General features: G+C 49.1%; 18 protein-coding genes and 1 pseudogene. All 19 read right to left on the bottom strand.

Translation table 11 applies throughout. The features are described 5' to 3' along the window. On the bottom strand, positions 1 to 749 hold a 749-nt coding region (locus GKG34_RS10100), incomplete at its 3' end, for an ABC transporter permease (protein WP_154256124.1). Between the two features lie 12 nt (positions 750 to 761). Next, positions 762 to 1,556 carry an ABC transporter permease gene (locus GKG34_RS10095; RefSeq protein WP_154256123.1) on the bottom strand — a complete coding sequence of 265 codons (795 nt, stop codon included), beginning with the start codon at positions 1,554 to 1,556 and terminating at the stop codon, positions 762 to 764. Next, positions 1,549 to 2,475: an ABC transporter ATP-binding protein gene (locus GKG34_RS10090; RefSeq protein ID WP_025529726.1), complete on the bottom strand. Its 927-nt coding sequence runs from the start codon at positions 2,473 to 2,475 to the stop codon at positions 1,549 to 1,551. The genes GKG34_RS10095 and GKG34_RS10090 overlap by 8 nt, the downstream gene beginning before the upstream one ends. 134 nt (positions 2,476 to 2,609) lie before the next feature. Then, positions 2,610 to 3,527, bottom strand: a complete 918-nt coding sequence (locus tag GKG34_RS10085) for a HAMP domain-containing sensor histidine kinase (protein WP_154256122.1) — start codon at positions 3,525 to 3,527, stop codon at positions 2,610 to 2,612. Between the two features lie 5 nt (positions 3,528 to 3,532). Then, entirely contained in the window at positions 3,533 to 4,225 is a 693-nt protein-coding gene (locus GKG34_RS10080; protein ID WP_025529724.1) for a response regulator transcription factor, read from the bottom strand. Next, entirely contained in the window at positions 4,218 to 4,406 is a 189-nt protein-coding gene (locus tag GKG34_RS10075; protein WP_025529723.1) for a helix-turn-helix domain-containing protein, read from the bottom strand. Before GKG34_RS10075 ends, GKG34_RS10080 begins: the two co-directional genes overlap by 8 nt. A 124-nt stretch (positions 4,407 to 4,530) precedes the next feature. Further along, positions 4,531 to 5,022 (bottom strand): hypothetical protein, encoded by a 492-nt coding sequence (locus GKG34_RS10070; protein WP_243139238.1) that lies wholly within the window; start codon positions 5,020 to 5,022, stop codon positions 4,531 to 4,533. Positions 5,023 to 5,152: 130 nt separating this feature from the next. Next, positions 5,153 to 7,627: a hypothetical protein gene (locus GKG34_RS10065; RefSeq protein ID WP_154256121.1), complete on the bottom strand. Its 2,475-nt coding sequence runs from the start codon at positions 7,625 to 7,627 to the stop codon at positions 5,153 to 5,155. Next, positions 7,624 to 9,741, bottom strand: coding sequence for a hypothetical protein (locus GKG34_RS10060; protein WP_118730671.1), 2,118 nt, complete (start codon positions 9,739 to 9,741; stop codon positions 7,624 to 7,626). Before GKG34_RS10060 ends, GKG34_RS10065 begins: the two co-directional genes overlap by 4 nt. A gap of 110 nt (positions 9,742 to 9,851) precedes the next feature. Then, positions 9,852 to 11,876, bottom strand: a pseudogene (ligA, locus tag GKG34_RS10055) (NAD-dependent DNA ligase LigA). After that, positions 11,876 to 12,199, bottom strand: a complete 324-nt coding sequence (locus GKG34_RS10050; RefSeq protein ID WP_118501955.1) for a hypothetical protein — start codon at positions 12,197 to 12,199, stop codon at positions 11,876 to 11,878. Before GKG34_RS10050 ends, ligA begins: the two are co-directional and overlap by 1 nt. Beyond that, on the bottom strand, positions 12,196 to 12,453 hold the full coding sequence (locus tag GKG34_RS10045; protein WP_118501954.1) for a hypothetical protein: 258 nt from the start codon (positions 12,451 to 12,453) through the stop codon (positions 12,196 to 12,198). Before GKG34_RS10045 ends, GKG34_RS10050 begins: the two co-directional genes overlap by 4 nt. A gap of 64 nt (positions 12,454 to 12,517) precedes the next feature. Beyond that, the gene (locus GKG34_RS10040; RefSeq protein ID WP_154256120.1) at positions 12,518 to 14,704 is read right to left on the bottom strand and encodes a PcfJ domain-containing protein; all 2,187 of its coding nucleotides are present in this window, start codon (positions 14,702 to 14,704) and stop codon (positions 12,518 to 12,520) included. Position 14,705: 1 nt separating this feature from the next. Beyond that, positions 14,706 to 15,248, bottom strand: a complete 543-nt coding sequence (locus tag GKG34_RS10035) for a hypothetical protein (protein ID WP_003501924.1) — start codon at positions 15,246 to 15,248, stop codon at positions 14,706 to 14,708. A gap of 25 nt (positions 15,249 to 15,273) precedes the next feature. Beyond that, positions 15,274 to 16,194 (bottom strand): Cas9 inhibitor AcrIIA9 family protein, encoded by a 921-nt coding sequence (locus GKG34_RS10030; protein ID WP_173015243.1) that lies wholly within the window; start codon positions 16,192 to 16,194, stop codon positions 15,274 to 15,276. Between the two features lie 72 nt (positions 16,195 to 16,266). Continuing rightward, the gene (locus GKG34_RS10025) at positions 16,267 to 16,515 is read right to left on the bottom strand and encodes a hypothetical protein (RefSeq protein ID WP_006874380.1); all 249 of its coding nucleotides are present in this window, start codon (positions 16,513 to 16,515) and stop codon (positions 16,267 to 16,269) included. A gap of 15 nt (positions 16,516 to 16,530) precedes the next feature. Further along, complete coding sequence (locus GKG34_RS10020) at positions 16,531 to 18,324, bottom strand: YodL domain-containing protein (protein WP_029465841.1); 1,794 nt, start codon at positions 18,322 to 18,324, stop codon at positions 16,531 to 16,533. A gap of 42 nt (positions 18,325 to 18,366) precedes the next feature. After that, positions 18,367 to 19,524, bottom strand: a complete 1,158-nt coding sequence (locus tag GKG34_RS10015) for a hypothetical protein (protein WP_154256118.1) — start codon at positions 19,522 to 19,524, stop codon at positions 18,367 to 18,369. Positions 19,525 to 19,593: 69 nt separating this feature from the next. Further along, complete coding sequence (locus tag GKG34_RS10010; protein ID WP_006874383.1) at positions 19,594 to 21,867, bottom strand: ATP-dependent RecD-like DNA helicase; 2,274 nt, start codon at positions 21,865 to 21,867, stop codon at positions 19,594 to 19,596. Positions 21,868 to 21,869 lie beyond the last annotated feature (2 nt).

Genomic DNA, 21,869 nt, shown 5'->3' with positions numbered 1-21,869 from the left:
ATTTCTTTTTTGTTACTGGACATCAGTAACAACAGCACCGCCCAGAGAACCATGATGCCAACCCCAATGACTGCCAGCAAAGGATTCGGGGCTGTGGTTGTTCCGGCATATCCACTCATGTCAAAGCCCACTAAAATCAGCGCAGCAGAAAACGGATAGATGCTGGCAAGGATACCGCCTTTGAAGAACAGCATGCTATATCCAAGGAAAAACGCCAGAATGGAACCGCCCAGATATGCCCCTCGGATCTGCCCAAAAATCAAGATCAGCGGCATACAGACCAAATAGGTCGTCAGAGCTGCCAACACGATCTGTGTACCTCCATGAAAAAACACTTCCACTGTCAGTCCCGATAATCCAACCGTCAATCCAGTAATCAAGGTAACGCCGACGCTGTATATTCCCAGCAGGACTGCAAAAATCCCGACCCAAAAGAGCTTAGCTCCCAGCATTTTCGGCATGGAAACAGGAATTGTCATGATGTTTTTCAGCGTATCATGGGTGGATTCTCTGTCAATCAGCCAGCTGCCAATCATCACCAGTGAAATCGGAAAAAACATCTGCGTATTGCCCCAGACAACATTCTCAAACAGAGTGGAAAAATCATAGTTTGGATTTCGGTACTCCGCCTCCACAATCAGCTGGCTCCCATATTGCACCAACGGACAGAGTGCAAGCGCCACCAGCCCCACCCAAAGTATTTGGCACCGGCGTAGCTTGAGCAATTCCGCTTTTAATAAATTCCACATAATTACACCCCCTTAGATTTCCTGACGCCGATAAACCATCGCAATCAGCGCAAGAAATACAATCGCCTCCACAATAATCACGCCGAACACCTGAACACTATTCAGGAAATACGGACTGATCCGTTCCAACAAGTCTGCCAATTCCGCACTGGTCTGGCTTTGGTCATAAAATTGGAATGTCCAGCGGAAAGCCAGCGGTCCCGGAAGCAGGGTTCCGATATTCAAACCAAAAGGCTGTGTGAGGAACGCATCGCTCATCGAAAGGATATAATTTGCAGTCGTATAGAAAAAGGTAATCACGACCGACACGATATAGTTTTTATTAAGAAGAACAACGAGCAGGATACATGGAAGTGCGCCTACCCACATAATCAGCCCTTCTTCTATCCCAACGCCAAACAAGGTCCAAAACCCAACCGGCTCCCAGCCCTGAAACAGCAAAACCGCAAGATTTACCAATCCTCCAACTGCCATAAAGCCAACGGCAAACAATAGTAAAACCAGCATCTTGGACAGCACCAACTTGGTTCTATTTATTGGTATGGTAACAAGGTTTTTTAGTGTGTCATTGTCCAGCTCCTCAAACAGCAGATTGGAAGCCAGTATCACAAGAAGCGGCATCAAAAGCAAATAGGCACTGAGCTGGAACAGGCTGGACATCACTCCATTTACAGCATCCACATCAGTGTTTACATCTGCCAGAAAGAAAGCATAAGCCAATGGCATGAAAACAGAAAGCAGTAGGGAAATAAATACCAATGGCTTCCGTTTTAATTTCAAAAATTCGCATTTGATTAGTTTAAGCAATTCCTTCGCCCCCTGTCACACGCTTGAAGTAATCTTCAAGACTTTCTTCACAAGTATGCGCCTCCGAGACCTCCAATCCGTTTTCCACAAAGGCAGTTACAATTTTCCCAACAGGCAGATCAAGGTTGTGCAGGCGCAGATTGTGGTCGTCCTGTATAGAAAAATGGTTTTCATGGAAATTGCGTTCCAAAATCCTTGCCGCCTGTGCAGTATCAGAGAGCGTAAAACGAATATGTTTGCTGCTTTTTTGCTCCAGCTCAGCAAGGCTTTCTTCTTCCAGCAATGCGCCGTGGTCGATAATTCCAATATCGTCAGCCAGCAGAGAAATCTCCGAAAGAATGTGACTGGAAATCAAAATGGTTTTTCCTCTTGCATCGCAGAGCTCCCGAATAAAGGAGCGTACTTCTGCAATACCGATGGGATCGAGACCGTTGATCGGCTCATCCAAAATTAAAAGCTCCGGATCGTGCATAACGGCAAGGGCAATCGCAAGCCGCTGCTTCATACCAAGGGAATACTGCGAAAAGAGCTTCTTATCTTTGTAGGGCAGTCCTACCAGATCCAGAGCGTCTTTGACGGCATGATTGTTTGGTACACCCCGCAGGGTGGCAAAGATACGCAAATTTTCTGTGCCGGTCAGATTGGGATAAAAGCCGGGGGACTCGATCAGACTGCCAATACGGGGCAATAACTTCTTTTCGTTTCCCTGCAAGGACTTTCCCCAGATTTTGACCTCCCCGGAAGTCGGATTTGTTAAGCCCAACAGCATCTTCATGGTTGTGGTTTTTCCGGCTCCGTTTCTCCCCAGCAGACCATAAATTCTCCCACGCTTCACATGGATATTCAAGTCAGCCACACTCTTTTGCGAGCCGTATTGCTTCGTCAGATTTTTTGTTTCAATAATGGTATTTGTGTTCATATTCAAACCTCCTGTTCTGCAAGGTATTCTATCACGCCAACCTTGCATTAACCTTGCCGCAACCTTGCATTAACCTTGCAATTTAGAATCCGGCTAAAATGACAAGGGTTCCCGCCGCAAGGACGGGAACCCGCTTAAATCTCCAAAGGAAAAAGCAACATAAATTTAGTTCCTTTTCCCGGTACACTTTCAACTGTTATATTTCCACCCATCTTTTCTACTAACTGATGGACAATAGAAAGGCCAAGACCGCTGCCTTTTTCAGACCGACCCTTATCACACTTATAAAGCCGTTCAAAAATGTGTTTCAAATCTTCTTTTTCAATCCCCACACCATTATCCGCCAGCAGCAGCTCCATGTGATTTCCCTGCTTTGACAGGGCAATTTTAATTTTGTCCGCATGGCTGTGAGCAATTACATTTTGAATGAGATTGTTGATAATCCTCATATAGCTGTCCATATCCAATTTTACCCGGACAGGCTGTTCTGGAATGTCAATGTCATAATCGACCTGTTTATCCTCAAAAATCGGTATCCAGTCGATCAGGATATTTCTTGTCAGCTCTGCGGCCTCAACGCTCTGGATCTCCAAAGCAAACTCATTGGAATTTAACTTGAACCAGTCAAAGAGCACATCAATATATTCTTTCAGATCATGGGCTTTCCGGCGGGCGCTTTCAATATAATCATCCCGATCTTTCCCTGTAACAAGCCCTTTATGTGCAGCGTCAAGATACCCAATAAGGGTTGTAAGGGGCGTCCGAACATCATGGGAAAGGCTCGTCATAAGCTGGCGGTTGGTTTCTTCTGTCTGCCGTACAATCGAAAGTCTGCTTTCATAGGACACAACGATCTCATTGATTTCATAGGCAAGAGGCGCTGTCAGTTCATTTGTTGCAGACAAAATACGCCGGTTGCCATTTCCGTTTTTCACATCAACCAGTGCATCGGTCATTTCTGCGATTTGCTTTTTTACGCGCCGAACGAGAACGATGGAAGTCAGCACAGCCACAACAGCAATCACAATGGACAAGAAAACGATGATTTCCATACCAGCTACACCTCCTTATTAAAGCGGTAGCCAATCCCTTTGACCGTCTGGATATACTTTGGACTGGAAGGATTGACTTCTAATTTTTTACGAAGCCGGCTGATAATCGCCATGATATTGCTGTCATCATAGAAATATTCTTCGCCCCAAACTTCCTCATAAATCTGCTGTTTTGTCAAAATTTTACCTTGATGTTTTGCACAGTACAGGAGCAGATCAAATTCCTTTGGCGGAAGTTCAAAAGTGCCGTTTGCCGTCGTAACAGAACGATTTTCAAGGTCAATCTGCAATCCGTCAAAATCCAGTTTTTGCATGGCTCCGGCTTGCTGATTAAAGCGGGTGTAGCGGCGAATGAGGGACGCAATACGGGCAATCAGTTCGTCCATATCAAACGGTTTTGTCAGATAATCGTCCGCCCCGGCCCGTAAGCCCCGCACTTTAGAAATGCTGTCATTTTTGGATGTAAACATCAAAATCGGCAGGCTGTTCTCTTTACGGATTTCTTCCAGCGTTTCAAAGCCATCCATACCGGGCATCATCACATCCAGCACCACAAGCTGATACTCCTGTTCTTTTAATTTCTGCAAGCCCTCTTTTCCGGTATTACAAAAATCGGCTTCTATATGTTCTGTTTGTACGCTGCGTTTGATCAAAGCGCACAGTTCTCTGTCATCATCTATAATCAAAATTTTATTCATGGTTCAGCTCCTTCCCTTGTTTTGTCCGGCCATCAATCGGCTTCTCTGCGGTTTTAGGGATCAGCCAAACACCAGCCATTTTCACAGCACCGTGGATACGCCCACCGGCACAATAATAATTTACCCTGCGAGGTGTCACGCCCCACTGCCCGGCGGCCTCTTTTAGTGTCATATAGTCCATTTTGTACCTCCATAGGATAGATTATAGTTCTTTATCTCGAATAGTACAAGCTGACTATTGTGATTATGCTTACATAAAGAGCCGCAGATCATCTCCGACCTGCGGCTCCGTTCCTATTAACCTGTTAAGTATGTATCCCGTATTTCGCCGTTTGGATGTCCTCTTCACCATGCAGGATTACTCCGCCGCAGGTCTTTGTGCCCTGTACCATGTAGCCCTCAAAAAAGAAGCTGTAAGGCAGGTAATCATCTGTCAGGACGATGCGTTCGTAGTTGTACCAGTTAAAATGCTGATCCAGAAACTTCCCCAGTTTGTGCCGCAGGATAGGATTCTCCACTACGGCCTTGAGATTTTTCCGGCTGTGAAACTCCAGCTTTGGTCTGCTCTGTTCTGGAATGGACAGCAGCCGCCACCGTGTTCCATCAATGTTTTCTTTCTCACCTGCCGCATATGAGCGGAACGGCTCATAAGGCAGTCTTATTCGCTCGGTATAACCGGAAACGCTGTCTCTGCCAGCATCCTTCAGCCATGTGAAGGAAAACTCCAGCACTTTGGCACCGCCTACGGCATCACACAGCCGCAGTTCTGCATAGGAATGGATATCTTTTGTGATCAAATACTTTTTCTCCTCCAGCCGCTGCAATTCCTTTTTCAAAATAATAAAGTGCTGCGGCGAACAGCCACTTCTGGAACGGGTCTTGAGGGAAATACTATCCCGATCCACATAAACTGTTGTCATTGTCCTATTATTCATAATCCACCTCGTTTCTGTTATTTGCCCCTGTATGATGCATGGCAGTCTGTATGACCAGGAATGGATGCTCTACATACTCCTCTTTTGCCGAGGTATATGCTGCTCCGCCCAGAGAGTCCAGATACTGCCATCCGTTTTTGGATTTTGAGATGTACACATAGAACGGTGCAAGCACATACTCATCCCGTTCATAGCAGCCCAGATACCGTCTTGCAAGTACTGCCACAACACCCAGCTCTGCCGCTTTCTGTGTCGTCAGGGAAACTGCCAGTTTCATTACTTCCTCTTTTTCAATATCATTGAGTCCGAAAGTGTAGATACTCTCCAGGAACAGCACAGGCTTCTCACTGGTGACAGGCTTTCCGCTATCCATGTTCTCCTGCGACAGATCAGCAAAAGAAAAATCGACGGCAGGCGGTTTTTGAAATGCACCTTTTGTCAAGCGGAGACAGGCACGAGCCACCACCGCTTCATCCTTTTTCACAAGGACAATCTTCTTATTAGAGTCAAAGGCAGCTAACAGGCACTCCCTCTGGCTTCCAGTACGGTAAGACAAGCAGGTACTATGAGGAAGTTCACCAAGCCGCAGAGTGTGGTAAAAATCATCCACCTCTTCTGCCCAAAATGCACCTCGCGCCAACGAAAGATTTTTCTTCCAGAAGCTCTCCTGCATCTCGCTGACAGGGTAGCGAATCTCACGCTGCAGGTCACCGGCAAAATATTTGAGTTTATAGAACTGACCCATCAATTCAGCCTGTACGATCCGTCGTAGCGCTTCAACAGCCAGCTCCTGCCCGTCCAGTTCCCCATAGAGAGCGCATACCATAGCCGCGCCGCCCTGCAGTAAAAACTCCGTGACAGTCTCCCGGTTCTGCTCCACAAAATCGTCTGAAAATGCCAGTTTTTCTTTTAGATCCAGCCAGTCTGCATCTGTTGTCAGAATATCCTTGCGCACCTGTTTCCAATCCGTCATTTCCAAAAGAGCCATCATATTATTGAGGGCAAATACCGCATCCGACTCTGTAGTGAAATCCGGTATGAATGCCTGCAGCTGCGTATAGTGTTGCAGCAGCCCCATGGCAATCCGCCGGGTCAGCCCACAGATATGTCCAAATGAACCCCGATACCATTCGCTAAACGGCCTTTCCAGCAGACATTTTCCAAGCTGCTCCAACTCTGCATCTCCTGTATACTGGCTGACCAGATCCCGTTTTATCAGCTGCCGCAGTGTCAGCAAACGCTGATCTATGGAAAGAGGTGTCAGCATAGTGTATAACCGGACATAAACCTCTTTCTGATGCCAAAGCTGATACATTTCCTCAAAGGTGTACTGCTGCCCTTCTTCCAGAAGCGTAAAAAAGCTGTCGCTGCGGTTCACAGAATCGCTGGCTTTCAAATTCTTCAGCGTCAGGGAATTGATGTTACAGTGCTCACAAAAGCCCGGCTCAAACAATAGAGAGTATCGCCCCAAGGACAGGAACACTTCACTGTTCTGATCCACCAATTCCAAAAAATGCTTTTTTCTATGCTCCACCGCATAAATGAGAATTGAAAACTGGAATTGCCGGACAGCATTAAAATCCAGATGGAGCCTGCCGGCATACAGAGCATTCAGATAACTCAGTTGGTTGCATAAAATTTCTTCCCTCCGTTCCTTGCTCAAAGGATGTGGCTGGGAGATAAACCAGTTGAGGTCATATTGTCCGGCATGGTTGTCCAGCCAGAGGTCAAAAAAAGCAGACAAATCCTCTGCATCATATTCAAATACAGCCAACAGCCGGCGGAATTTTCCCACATCGGTCATTTTCATCCACCGGAGATCTTTCAGGCGCTCTACTGACAGAAACAGCCGCACACCTTGCCGATAAAGCAAGATGCAGACTCTCTGGAGCGGACGATTCTGTTCCAACAGTTCCAGAGCTTTCCGCTCATTTTGATGCCAGCAAAACAGATACGAACCAAGAAACGGCTGCCGCATCATATCCCGCTGGTGCTCCGTCAGCATGGAAAGTCCCTTCCACTCCGCAATGGGAAAAGTCTGCAGGTTATCCAATATGACCTGCTCCTCTTCTTCATACATCACAAAGGGAAAATAGTATTTCAGGTATTCAAACCGCAGGGAAGGCAACAGTTCCAATTCCATGACTGCCAGCACCTGCTCTTGGGGATACGCTGTCAGTCTCTCTCCATACCCGTCTGCCGACTCTAAGACCGAAGCAATTTCTTCATCACCAATCTCCTGCCTGCACAACGCACCATAGAGTGCTGCAAAGTTCGGCACCCGAACCAGTTCTTCCTGTATCCGCTTTGTCTTTCGGATGTGCAGCCGTTCCTGTAATTGAAGTGTCTCCACCTGTCCACATGCCTGCGCTATGGCATCCTCTGAAAAGCTGCCTGTAAGCGCCGGGAGCAATCCGTCATCTTTCATTCTGGTCAATAGGGTCAGATGTTTTAATGTATTTCTCATGCTGCTTCACCTCCGATCAGTGTCAGTACCATATTCAAAATCTCATGCCTTGGCCGGGGTTCAGACTTTACCAGTTCACCACACAGTTCAAAAAAGGCATGTGCGCCTTTGGCTTCCATCGTCCGTACACAACCGACAGGCCATTCCACCAGCTTGTCAAACGCCATATTCAGCACCTCGTTCTTCTCGTCCTGATGATAATATCCCCCAATGAATTTAACCAGAGATTCGGCGCTGCCGTTATAAAGCTGCTGCAGCTTTTCCCGTTTCTGTATGGTTCGTTTTTCCTGCTCCAGTCGTTTTTCCTGCTCCTTTCTCTCAGCTTCGACTCTGCGCTCATCCTCCAACTCTTCCTTGGAATAGAATGTTTCCTTCAGCCGGTTGATTTCATAGCCGTTATACTCGCTGTGGAGAAAAAACTGCCGCAACACCGCTGCCAGCGCTTTTTTATCATAAAGGCGTTGGATCTCCGGTGCTTTTAAGGCACTTAAAACGAAGTCCTCATATTTTTCCGGCTCAGTTTGGAAAAATGAAAGCTCCACCCAGTCATAAAGCTGTCGCTGCTGCTCTGCAGTTAGGAATGGCCGGCTGATGTATGTTTTATATTCTCTTCTGCTGTAATACCCCTCACTTCTGACAAAGCATTCGTGAAAGTAAAACCGCTCACCAAAAATCGTTTGAAGATGGGGAAAAGTATACTCAGCCAGCAACCTCTCTACAAACCGGAAACATCTCCAGCTCGAAATTCTTAGGGCATACTCCCGCAGCAGTTTCAGTTGTGGCGCGTATTCGCCACCATCCCTGTGCTGCTCAAAAAACTCCCATAAATCGATTTCTTTCCTTTCCACCAGAAAGGCAAACGCCCGCCCACTGTTCTTATGGCAACTTCTGAAATATTCTCCATAATCGGCTCCGGTTAGTTCTTGGTATCTGGAAAGCCACTGTTTCAAAGGGATCGCCTGCCTGGAATGCAGCATTTGCAAGGTAAACAACTCCATATAGTTATCCCGCTCCAGTTCCTTCGCGAGATCATCGTACTGAGGATCAAACACATCAAATCGGTACGGAAAATCTTTCTGTATCGTTTGATTCATCCATAACAGTGTTTTCGGCGCTGTGGGGTTCAAACCATATTGAACCGCTTCCCAGAGTCCCTGAAATCCTTCGTACTTGACCGTAAAGCTGTCATAGAACCGAAACAGCCAGCCAAGATACTCATAAAATTCTTCCGAAAGATCCTTTGGAGCATTCAGAAGCATCCGCCCACACGCCGCTGCGATTTTCTCGGCAGTGATGCTCTTGGAACTCAACCGATCCGGCAGCCTGTCCGCCCATACAGCGAGAGAGTTTGCCAAAATGATTTCATCGCAGCGATACCCTGCTTTAGTCAAAACCGAAAATTCGCGGCTGTCGGGCTTCACATTCATATACGGCAGTTTCATCAGCGTGCGCAGCACCAGGTCGGCTTTCCCGCGGTATTTCTTTGCCTGCTCTGCATAGAACCGGATGAACCATTCCAGCACACCAAAATCATATACCAGAGAAAGTGTTCGATTTTGTGTAAACAGGCGGCTCAGCTGGGTATGCATCGCCTCATAGCCGCGTTCCGTATCATCAAATAGCGACAGTACAAACAGGGCTTCTTCCGTTCTCATATACTCTCTTTCTGCCAGTTTCTCCAACAGGGCATGGCGCTGTGCCGCATCTGTTTCCAAAAGATACAGAGCGCCCTGCAGGTACACATCTTCTCCGGCAGACCGTCGCAATTTCTGGAGGAATGCTCCACGCTGGTTACCCACAAACATATTGTCAGACTGGATCGCACAGGTATTTCCCAGCGCCAGGGCCAGAGCGCGGAACACCTGGACATCATCGCCCAGTTTTTCCTCAAACCGCTCCAACACCTCGCCAGGGTAACGCAAATGGTATGGTTCAAAATAGCCGGACACATCCGTTTCCACCTGCCATATCTGCATCGCCCTTGTTTGTCGGTAAGTCCTTCTCGCCGTATCGTCCTGAGAAGTCTGTACTACCAATTCGGCAAAGGAATGGTAAAGCTCCAAATCAATAGCCCTCTGATATACCCGGTAAACCGGTATCCTGTCGATATGCATTAAAATCCCTCCTACTTGAAATCTTCCATAAAAGATATGGGGAGAGAGCCCTGTTTCGGCTCTCTCCCCATTGATTAACTGACAGCACACCGATGGTATGCTATATTATCTTACTCAGCACCAGCCATACTGAAAAACTCCGCAGGCGACAGCACTGTAACGCCCAAATCCCTGGCCTTGGATAACTTGCTGCCGGCATTTTCGCCGCAGACCAGATAATCCGTCTTCTTGGACACCGAGCTGCCGGCATGGGCGCCCAGTGATTCGATCAGGTCATTGATTCCGTCCCGGGTGTAGGGTTCCACCTTGCCGGTAACTACGATAGTCTTTCCTACAAAGGGATTATCCTGCACCCTGTCTTCGCTGTGTTCTGCCACAGCAGGCTTTTGAATATTCATCATAGTCTGTAACTCCTCCCAAATACAGAAATTATCTTCTACACAGAACCAGTCGTGGATATTGTTATGCAATGTCTCCCCGAAATCCGGAAGCTGCCGAAAATCATAGCCTCCATAGACCGCATCCCGAAACTCATCCAAATCATAGTGGAACACACGACCCAATACCTTGCTGGCAGTGTTGCCGATCATAGGGATGTCCATAGAAATCAGATACCGTTCAAAGGTGGTATTCCGGCTCTGCTGGATAGCGTCCCAAAGGCGCTGCCAGGACTTTTCACCAAACCCATCCATGCGGACGATTTCAGCCCGGTAGCGGTCCAGACGGTAAATGTCCAGATAACTATGGATAAATCCCTGACCAATGAATTTTTCCAGTGTAGCCTCCGACAGCCCTTCAATGTCCATCGCCTTCTGGCTGACAAAATGAACGAACTTCTTCAGCCGGCGTGTTTCACAGTCAGGATTATCGCAGTACAGCGTCTTGATGATGCGATCCTCGCTCTTTTCGCCCTTTCCGCTTGATTCATGGATGCGGGTAGGCTGTCCGCAGCAGGGGCAAACATGGGGAATCGTATCCGCCATAGAGAAACCGCCTCTGTCCAAATTTTCCTCCACATGAGGGATGATCATATTTCGCTTGCTTACCAGAATCCGGTTTCCAGCCATCAGTTCCAGATCCTCAATAAAGGACAAGTTGTGCAGACTGGCCCGGCTGACCTCGCAGCCATCGATTTCCACCGGTGTAAACACAGCTACCGGAGCAATCTCTCCAGTTCTGCCCGGTGTCCATTCAATGTACTGCAGCAGGCTCTCATGCAGGTCATCTTCAAATTTATAGGCCAGACCGTCCTTATAGTGATGTCCGGTGTGGCCGCAGCTCTGGGCATAGGCGATGTCGTTAAACGAAACCACGATACCGTCAATGGGGATATCTTTGTCAGTGGCATATTGCCTCAGCTGATAAATACCGGCTTCCACATTTTCCAATGTCAGTTTCTGCTTTGTGACCAGATACTTGCAGGGCTGGAACCCCAGCGCACGCAATTCCCGCAGCTTATCTGATTTCCGGGTCAGGTGCGGAAAGCCCTCCAGCACACCAAACGGCATGAAAACCAGCCGACGCTCCTGGCATGTCTTGGCATCCATCAGACGGATGGAACCAGCAGCCAGATTGCGGCCGTTTTTATAGGGCTTACCGCTGCTGTCCTGCAGGCTGGTCTTCAGTTCCTCAAAATCACTGGGTCTGATAAAGCCCTCACCCGTCACAACCAGTCTCTCTTTGTAGGTAATGTGGGAAGGAATACCGCTGATGGCTCGGGTGTTATGGGTAATGATCTCCCCTTCGTCACCATCGCCACGGGTAGCCGCCTCCAGAAGTTCTCCATTCTCATAGGTCAGCTTTACAGTCAGGCCATCCAGTTTGAGCATCAGCATCACCTGCTGCTCACCCATGAAATTCAGAAGAACCATACTGCTCTTAGTCTTATCCAAAGACAACAGCGGGATCTCATGTCTGGTTTTCTCCAGTCTGCTTACCGCAGGATAGCCTACTGTCTGGGTTGGCGAATTTGCCATTTGGATTCCCGTTTCCTATTCCAGCTCTTTCAACTCGTCAAAGAGTCTGTCATAGACCTCATCTGACACACTGGGCGCATTGCGGTTATAATACTCATCCCGATAACGGTTGAGCCGGTCATTCAATTCTCTCTGCTTTTCAAAAATATTCCGTTCCATTATGCTGCCTCCTTTTCAAGTACCCGGAAGGACATAACCAGTTCTTCTTCCGTATGCTTCTGTTCACTGTCGAAAACACTGCAAACACCGTCTGTAAACTGCCAGTGGGCGGCTCTGCCCCACCAAAGGATTGGGCCGCGGCCGCCGTTCCCTCTGTTGGCAGACGCATCTGGCTGATTCGCTACGGTACTATAAAAGCCCTGCGTGTTTACCAGCGTAATGTTCCGTATCTGTCCAATACATTCCGGCCGGCAGTGATCCAATATCTCCAACTGCGTCCCTTCCCGAAGTGTCCTGCGCAGCTGATTCAGGTTTTTGATCATGCGCTTTTCTCCTTTCCCCGCCCCACAGGGCAATCCTGCTGTGCGGTATGCAGCCCATTTCTGCCGGCTGCATACCTGCCAAAATTCAATTCATGGACAATACGCTGAATGGCGTCATCATCGTCCCACGCTGCGTGAAGCGTATTCCGCTCTGGTCCGGCTCCCACATGGACACATACCTTTTCACTGCCAACCTGCAGCAGCACATCCTGTCGCCTGGCGCAAACCACTGCCAGATTTCCAATTTGTTTCATGCTCTGCTCCTTCCTTGTTCATCAATAGCCGGACACCCAAAGGATGCCCGGCCATTCTCATTTGTCACGCTGCAGCAGCCAGCGCCGGAGACTGGATGCTATCCGTGTTCTCCATCAGATCTGCCATCAGCACATCCACCAAAAGTTTTCCTGCCAAATGGCCGGTATGGATGATGACCCGATCCTTCTTCAACTGGATAAACTCCTTCTCACGAAGGACACGGCTCTCTGCAGCCAGCGCCTTGTCGCTTTCTGTCAGCCTGGCGGTAACCACCCGCTGCCACTTCTGCAGGAACTCTGTTGCCTGCTCAATGTCCTTCTTCTGCCGGTCATATTCCGTCCGTTTCTGCCGCACTGTTCCATCCGGCTCCACTTCCAGCGTGTAATAGGCATGGAAAGGATCATCCGTTTTACGCAGAAACATCACAAAGCTTTCTCGCCGCTCAATCCGATCCCAGTAGCGGTCGCTGCTTCCTACACAGTGATGGAGCGCACGCCCCTCGGTAATAATATCCAGAATACCGCTTGGCACCACTACCATATAATCCGCATCGGCGTACTCATATTTCGTTTTGATTTCCTGACAGATGGCATTAACATGGGGGAATTTCTCCTCCATCTCCTCGGCCTGCAGTTCAATATCCTTCTCCTGGCATTTGAACACCAGATCATCATGGCGCCGCCGCAGCTTTCTGGTGCGATATACGATCTCATCATAAACATCCATGTGCAGTTTCTTTGCCATGGAAAGATAATCCTCCCATGTACGCAGTACCTCATGGCTGTTTCGCCGGAAAGATGGCATCTGACGCCGCACATAGTTATAGACCTGCACCATGCTCATGCGGTCGGCAATGAACTGGACATCCCTGGGCTTAATATCCTGCTGATACATCCACAAAAGGACATTATCCGGGATTTCCCTGCCGGTGCCCTTTTCATATTGCAGCCACCGCAGCAGATCACAGCCTCCATTATGGAGCCGAAGGCGCTGAAACCTTCTGCTGTCAAGTCCCAAGGCTTTGATCAGGCTCCCTGTACTACGGTTTTTGATAAGTTCACTGACCGTTCCGCAGGAACTGAAACATTCTCTGGTAAGCTTCGGCAGGCTCGCCTTGCTGATCTGTTCCATTTGCGGTATCCGTTCGAGCACAGCCAGATATTTTTCCGGATCAACGCTTTTCTGCTTCCGAATCCAGTTGACCAGCCCTGTGCATCGAAGTTCCTTCTGTTCCAGAGTTGGCAGCGTTTTGCCATAGACCCGTCCATTATGCGAACCAGACCAGTTGTAAGAACAGGGGGATCCGGAAATCCAACGCATATTGCGCTGCTTATACAACCCCCAATAGTAGGTTCTTGGCTTCCTTTCCTTGTCATAAATCGTGCGCCGGATTTCCTGGCAATAAAGTCTGGAGTTTGGAAGGCTTTCTTTTCTGTATGTCCGGTCAGCCTGAAATTCACGAACTACAAAGCCAACTTTGCATCGCTGGATCAGGTAGGCAAAATGTTTTTCTGTCTGCATATACCCCGCTCGTCCATAGGCTTTGAATACCACCGAATGGCGGCAACAACTACAGCGGCCTTTTTGATTGTGATGTGGATGTACCTTGATCGGTACTTCCTTTTCGCAGTAGGTACAATAACCTGTTTTGGCGCCGCCCTTTTTGTAGTGGTAGTAAATGTAATTTTGCCGGATGGCAACCTTATCCACCCATCGACTCCAGTCCTTCGGAAGTTCCGGCACCTGTTCCATATCTTTATCCCATGGATCAGTTTCCCGCCGGTGCCGCTGTTCGAGCTGTTCATCGCGCACATCCCGCTGAAACTGCAGGATGGCCTCTACCGCTTTTTTATCAATGTTCAGATATGTCTGTATAGATGTCTCATCTTCCTCGCTGATCCAGTAGGCTTTGGTATACCAGTATTGCCGCTTCCAGTCCAGTCTGTCCAACTTGGATTCGCACCATTTCTGTATCAGGCTGTTATAGGTAATAAACTGCCGCTTTTCTTTATCCAGATACACTTCATAGGCCGGATTACTCCCATCCAAGCGAAGATGCTCTGGGAAAAAGAAAGCCACCTTCAATATTCCATCCTGTTTGATACATCTCAGATAGGTATAATACTCACAGACTTCCCGAACATATCCGTAGTCAGTTTTTTCCTTTCTTGGCAGGTCTGAAGTCGCGATTTTCTTCATTTCATCCGTCGCTGTCAGATTGGGAAGTGCCATCAGGGCTCTTTTTTTCATCTCAATTCACCATCCTCTTTGTCAAATCTACGCCATACCACACATCAGGCAGTAATGTAACGCCGTCAATCCGGCCCACTGCAACCTGTACGATACTTTCCGAATCCGGAGCTTCCTTCGCAAAAGCAAGGATGTCTCCCAGTCTTCCGGTAGCAACGGGGTCTTTGCCCCGTACCACCGCATAACCGCAGTTCGCCATTGCCCGGTTGGCTGCCACATGGGAGCTCCACACCCTGCGCGGATGATCTACCATGTATGCCAAACCATGTAAAAACAACTCCTCTTTGGTTAGCCGCTTAATCACAGTCAGCTCCGTACAGGCGATTTTGGAGTCATGCTCATCTTCATCGATGTCGCCGCCGGCGTTGACGATATAATATTCCGAATGCTCCAGGCTGGAATAATAACTAAGGCAGTCAAGCGGGTCCTCCGCGCAGTGAAATCCATTTTCCCTGCAATTTGCTTTTTCAGTCGTATTGAGCCCCATCACAAACTGATAGCCACGGCATATCAGCCCGGGGCGAAAGCCCTTATAAGCAATCATTCTGCATTTTTCCTCCTTTGCCGGTTCAGCCTGCCTTTGCCATACCAAAATCCAGCAGCGACATCTGCCCATCCTGAGAAGGCTTTTTTTCCTCCTGCTTGGGTGCCGACTTGGGTTCCGTCTTTTTCTTCTCTGCCGCCTTCTTGGGTTTGTTCTTTGCAGAGGACTTCCCAGCATACGGCTTGGGAACAAACTTTTCCTCATCCTCATGGTCTTCCTTGGCATCAGGGTCACGGAAATAATCTTCCGCCCACTGATAGCACAGATCATCCGGCACATCGCAGCCATACGCCTGCTGTCCGGGACCAGGGCGGGTTCCGCTTGCTTTTAGTTCATCCTGCACATAATCCCATGCCTTTCGGTTGATGTACTGGAAACAGCGGATCATGTTCTTTTTCGGATGCATCGTCAGACGGGCAAACGCCGTATCTTCCATACAGAGCATCTGGATATGCTCGGACACACATTCCTTCATATTTCGCCGTGTCAGTTTTTCCACATCGGTACTCACCCTCTGGGTAGAGGCCGCGATTACTTCTTCATCACTCATCGCTTCCAGACGGGCGATCTGCTCCTGCTCCGCGGCTTTCTTCGCCTGCTGTTTGGCGTCAAATTCCGCTTTGCGCTGGGCTTCAGCCGCCTCATGCTCCGCACGCTTTTTTTCTTCATCTTCTGCGGCGGGCGGTTGTGCCGAATTCCCCTCCTCAGCAGACTTCTCTTCCCCATCAGACGCTACTTCATCCACAGGTTCTTCCTCTGCATCAGCCGAAGCAGTCTCACCGGCAGGAACCGAAGCAGCCGATACCGTGACAGCGTCTGTACCTACAGGCGGCACAGGCAAAGATTCCATCTCCTCCAGCTCAAAGGCTTCATCATCCTCAAAGGCTGCAGACGAATCGAACATACTGTTTTGCTGCTCCATTGCTATTTCTGAAAAAACACCCATTGTAAAATCTCCTTTCGCAAAAAATGGCATGGAGCAGGCCGTTATGACCCTTTCCATGCCATTGTGTGTTGCTCACAGCACATATAAAAGTGTGCTGAAGCTGTCAAAACAGTAGCAGACCACGCCAGTATACTGCCTTGACCATTCCTTGATTTTGTCCTGCACCTCCTGCGCAGTCTTTTGATTGCTCATATTCCAGGGTGGAGGTACCGTTACGGTAAAGTAGCCATTCTCCAGACAACTTCTGACATCTACCGGAAGATTGGAACACTGCTCATACAGTGCTGTAATCTGGCTTTTCTTCTTTTCTGCAATACGCATCTGACCCCTATCCCTTCATTCCTGTTTTTGAGCAGGCTCCGGAAGTCTTTTACACAAGAATGGGGAGAAGCGTACCGGCGCAAAATCCCGGCAGTCATTCACATAGAAGTATGTGCGTTTGCCTTGGCAGTCCAGTTCCACCACATCAGATGGAGCCAACGGACGACCTCTGTAATCTTCCGGCAAATGCTCATTAAAGTCCAGGAACAGGCGCCCCAGCACTTCCATGTCATTCTGCCCCTTTGGGCAACAGACCTCTGCGCTCCATACCGTCTGATAGGCGGCGGCAGGCGGCTGTTCATATCCAGCCTTATGTAGCGCATCCAGTCGCTTGAATGCGAATGGTACTGTCTGTGTCTCACTTAGGCAAAGCTGGTAAATGCAAAACCTCCGGAAAACTCTCTGGCTGTCCAGAATATCCTTCAGCGCCCGATTGCCCTGAGCAAGAAATATCTGATACTCTTCCTTTGTAAGCCCCAGATACTCTGTCAGGTCCAAATCTTTCTCCGCTCTGGTGTGCCAAAGCTCGACGCAGCCATCTATATAGGTAAAGTCACACTTACCGCACAGATATTGCTGCTTAAAATTCATTCTCTGCACCTCCTTTTCCTTCTGTTCTTTCTCCCGAAGGGCAAGCTGCCAATCATCAAACCCTTTATAATTCGGATTCCAGGTCAGCTGACGACATGCCATTCCATTTTTCCGGGCCATCAGATAGATCTTAGATGCCCCGTTGGAGGTCATTTGGTTACTGTACTTATCCATATCATGAGCCTCAATGATCTCCTCAGTGCCATTCTGTGCCAGCAGTGCAAACAGCGTATCCAACTGGCTTGTGTTGTTTGCGCCGGCAATCGCCGCAAAAGTCCGGTTTGTCAGGCAGTGCGAGATGTCTGCTTTCAGCAGTCCCTCAATGACATAGACCACCCGAGCAGATGGATTGCCGATAAAATGTACCGGGCTCCCGGATGTGACACCCATATTTTTGGACGAGGACGAAAACCAGATGTATTTGGCTCCTGACTTATCCGGTGGATCATCTTTTTGCTTGAGCGGACTATCCAAAAGTATCTGCAGGCCATGTATCATACCGTCGTATCCCACAGCCGGAATCAAAATCCCTGCGTTTTTTCGGTAGAAGTTCATGGTCCAGCGCCCGCTGTCATCCAGATAAAAGCCGGGCACCCCCTCCACCTTGCATCCCTGTTTCATCAGCCGCTCGGTAATGGAGCGGCAAAGGAATGGGGGTGGAGTACTCTTGAACCCAATCCGGTCGATCTGTTCATCCGACAGTCCCCGTTTTGGGGAGTGCAGATGGTTGCGGTGGGCAGGCTGAAGAGGCAGCATAGCGAGCAGCAGCGAAAGCGTTTGATGAATTTCCTGTCCGCTGGCCCGTTCTGCTTGCTGCACTGTTTTTAGTTCGCCCCTCCTCTCATATCCCGCAAGGTCGGTCTGAGTCCCCGAAACCGGGGACCCAGTGCCAGCCTGCTGGTTTCCTGCCATCTCATATCCAGAGTTCGGCCGTTCCCTGTGAAAATCGTTGCACAGGGCTTCTCCTATTTCCCAATACGCATCGGATGTAGTCGTATTGTTTAGCCGCGCATAAAGCGCAAGCATACCGCCATGCTCATCACAATAATTGCACCGCCAGACATTTTTGACGAAATTCACATTCATCTTACCGCGGCGGTCACCACAAAACGGGCAATCCACATATACACTGTTTGCCTGTCGGCGTCTGATTCGTAGATGTAGAAGTTCCACTACATCCATAATACCGAACGGAAAATCTCCTGGATATGAGTCCATCTGTTCTCCCTCCCTTCTTGGCCCCATAGATGGGGCTGCTTATCATCCGGCTTTCTGTGCGGCCATACCATCGAGCATGATCTGCGCCGCAGCACGAACGATATTGTTGGTGCTCTTGTTGCCGGGGGTGAGGTAGAATTTCAGACTCACCGGACGCTCCTTGGCAACTGTTGCCATGGTCTTTCCTTTGCTCAGACCGCTATCCACCACCACATTCTGCGCTTCTTCAAAGGTCATTACCTTCAAGATGTCTTCTACCGGAGTGCTCTCCGTATAAGAAGGCGCCATAGGCTGATCGGGTGCTTCCTGTTGGACAACAGGCGCCACAGGCAGTTCTTCCGGTTCATCCGATTGGAATACGGAGGCGGTCGGCTGCTCAGACACATCATCCTGTTTTGGACTGCTATCCAATGTAACCTCGCGGCTCGGTACCGGCAGCTCCATATTGGGAGCATTCTCCTCTACCTTGCCGGCAGGCAGTGTATCCATATTCTCCTTCTCTTCTGCAACCATCTGTTGGACAACTGGCTGTACCGGAGAAACCGGGGACTGTTCATTCTGAACCGGCTTTGCCGCAGGTTTCTGAATAGGCGCCGGACGAGCAGGCGTATTACGGCCCTCTACGGCGTTCTGAGGCGCTCTTTCCGGCCGGGCATGAACTTCCCCACCAGATTGCCGCAGCGCCGCTCCAGGGGCTTCTACGGGCCTCTTCGCCGCATTTGGCATCGGTTGCCGGATAGGAGCCGTCCCGGAAAGCGGAATACTGCTTCCAAACACCTTGCCCGTACTGTCAACAGCAACATCGGCAAACTGCAGACCGAAACCGGCATCCGACAGCGCAGCACTCAATGCCTCATCCTGGGCAGCCTGTACATAGTCAGTACCTTCTTCTGCACTATGCTGCGAGATGTAACTGCTGATGGGCTCTGCATCACTGCGGTCCAGATAGACTCTGGCCTCCATAATCGCAAGCTGTTCCGTGATTCGCAGGGTAGTCAGTTTCATGCGGCCCTGTGGGTGACGCAGACGGAACCACAGTTTCTGATAAGGCAATTCCAACTGCAGCATTTCCTCATTGGTCTTTCTGGATACCTTATGGCGCAGAAATTTGAGCGGGTCAAAGCCCGGCACCTTGTTCAGTTCTGCCACTGCCGGAATTGTTTTGTACATCATAGGCATCGGATTACTTTTTTCGTTCATGTTGGAAACTCCTTTCTGACATAAAAATAGGAGACGCCAAGTGCTATTTCTGCATCTGACCTCTCTTTTTTAACTTGCGTTCTTTAATTGTTCTTCCAACGCAGCCGGAATGGGGATACCGGCTTTCTTTGCGTAGGCTTTGAAATACATCTGAATACGCATACCCAGCAGCGTATTCCGCTTGCCGATCTCATTACGATGGATTGCCATAAACAATACCTGTTTCTGCCCAATCAGAACCACCCGCTTTTTGGCACGCGTGATTCCGGTGTAGAGCAGATTACGGTACATCATGATGGTGTGCGCTTTGAGCAGCGGCATAATAACGGTCTCATACTCAGAGCCCATAGCCTTGTGGATCGTAGTAGCATAAGCCAGATCCACATTGCTCAAATCATCTACGCCGTATTCCAGTGTTCTGCCAGCGCCAAAATCCATGCCGATTTTTTTACCCTGGTCAGTGTCCTTAATATACCGGATGAAGCCCAGATCTCCATTAGAGACCTTTTCTGTGTTCTTGGTCTGCATGATGCGGTCATTGACCCGGAATATCCTGGGGCCAAACTTGATTTCTTCCTCCGCAGAGCGGAATGGGTTGACCAATTCACGAATGGTTTCATTCAGCTGTTCCGACGATGCGGCGCCTTCTGAACGGAAAGGTGAAAGAATCTGCACATTCTCAATGCCACTCTCCTGTATCTCCAAACAATACCGTTCTGTAATCTTTTCAGCGGTGTCTTCCTGACTATCACCAGACACGAAAACAAAGTCCGGTCCATAAAACAGTTTGGTATTGCCCTCGTTGATAAATTTGGCGTTATAGGCAATCAGACTGTCCTTCGACTGACGGAAAATCTGATCCAGCACCGTTACCGGGACGATTTGGGTCTCGATGATCTCACGAAACACATTTCCGGCTCCTACGCTCGGAAGCTGATCTGGGTCGCCTACCAGTACGATTCTGGCATTTGCCTTCATGCGCTCAAAGAATTTCTCGGCAAGCCACATATCCACCATGGAAAACTCATCCACAATGATTAAATCGGCCGACAGTGGCTCTGACTTTCTGTTCCGGCTACCCTCATCCTCTTCACTGGTCAGTCCCAGACCACTGTGTAATGTTCGGGCATCCTCAAAGCCGGTACTCTCCGACATCCTGCGGCTTGCCCGACCGGTAGGCGCCATAAGAGCAATTTTGCCATCAGGGTGCAGCCGCCGGTAAACCTCAAGTATCGTCCGCAGCACTGTTGTTTTACCAGTACCAGGAGAACCCGTAATCACTGACAAGCCATGCCTAAATGCAGCATAGACCGCAGCCTCCTGCTGTGCAGACAGGCGCAGTCCCATTTCAACCTTGACCTGTTCCAGCACCGGCGCAATATGCTCTACTGGCATCTGGGTGACCAGACGCTGGGCGATCCGGCGCGCCGTTTCATCCTCTTGGGCAAACACTCTGGGAAGATAGATATTATCCTTCACGGAAACGATTGCTCCATTCAGGATCATTTCCTGCATCATATCCCTGACTTCCTGCTGATGCAGGCGAAGCTCCGGTACAGGTATCTTCTCATTGAGCAGTTTCAGCGCTGATTTCTCCAGTTCTTCAGAACTGATGTACAGATGGCCTCGTTTACTCTTGCCCTCATCCAGCGCACAAAAGACAGCCCCTTTGATACGCATGGGGTCATGGAGATCGCCCCCGCTCTTTTGTACGATTGCATCTACCCGCCGAAATCCAAAGCCGGAGATCTGGCAAAGCTCAAATGGGCTCTTTTCCAAAATCTCTACGCTGGTCGGGCCGAAATATTGATATATTTTCAATGCCGTCTTGGGAGTAATCTTAAACGGTGCCAGCAAGGTCATAATTCCTTGGAGCATACGGTTTTCTGCATAAGAAGCTTTGATGTCCTCCAATTTATTTTCCGTAATGCCCCGGATCTCCAACAACCGCTCCGGCTGGTGTTCCAGAATATCCAATGTGTCCACACCGAACCGCTCCACAATGTCTGCGGCAGTTTTGGGACCAATCCCTTTGATAAGCCCGGAGGCAAGGTAGCCCTCTACGCCGTTTTTTGTTCTGGGCACAATTTCACGCCACTGCTCCACCTGGAGCTGGACACCATACTTGCCTTTTGCCCATTCACCATCCAGTTCCAACTCTACCGCATCTGTCCGTGGAATCTCATACCCCACAGCTGTAAAGCGGATCAAATGGTCTTTGTACCGCCTGTTTGACCTGGCCTCAGCTGGCACACTCTGGTCTGCGGTTTTTACACTGATGATACAAAACTTATTGGCAGGATTATAAAAAATCGTCCCGTCGTAGGTACCAATACAATTCATCC

The sequence above is a fragment of the Faecalibacterium sp. BIOML-A4 genome, assembly GCF_009679665.1.
Taxonomy (GTDB): Bacteria; Bacillota; Clostridia; order Oscillospirales; family Ruminococcaceae; genus Faecalibacterium; species Faecalibacterium taiwanense.
This window is presented reverse-complemented; position numbering and strand designations above follow the sequence as displayed.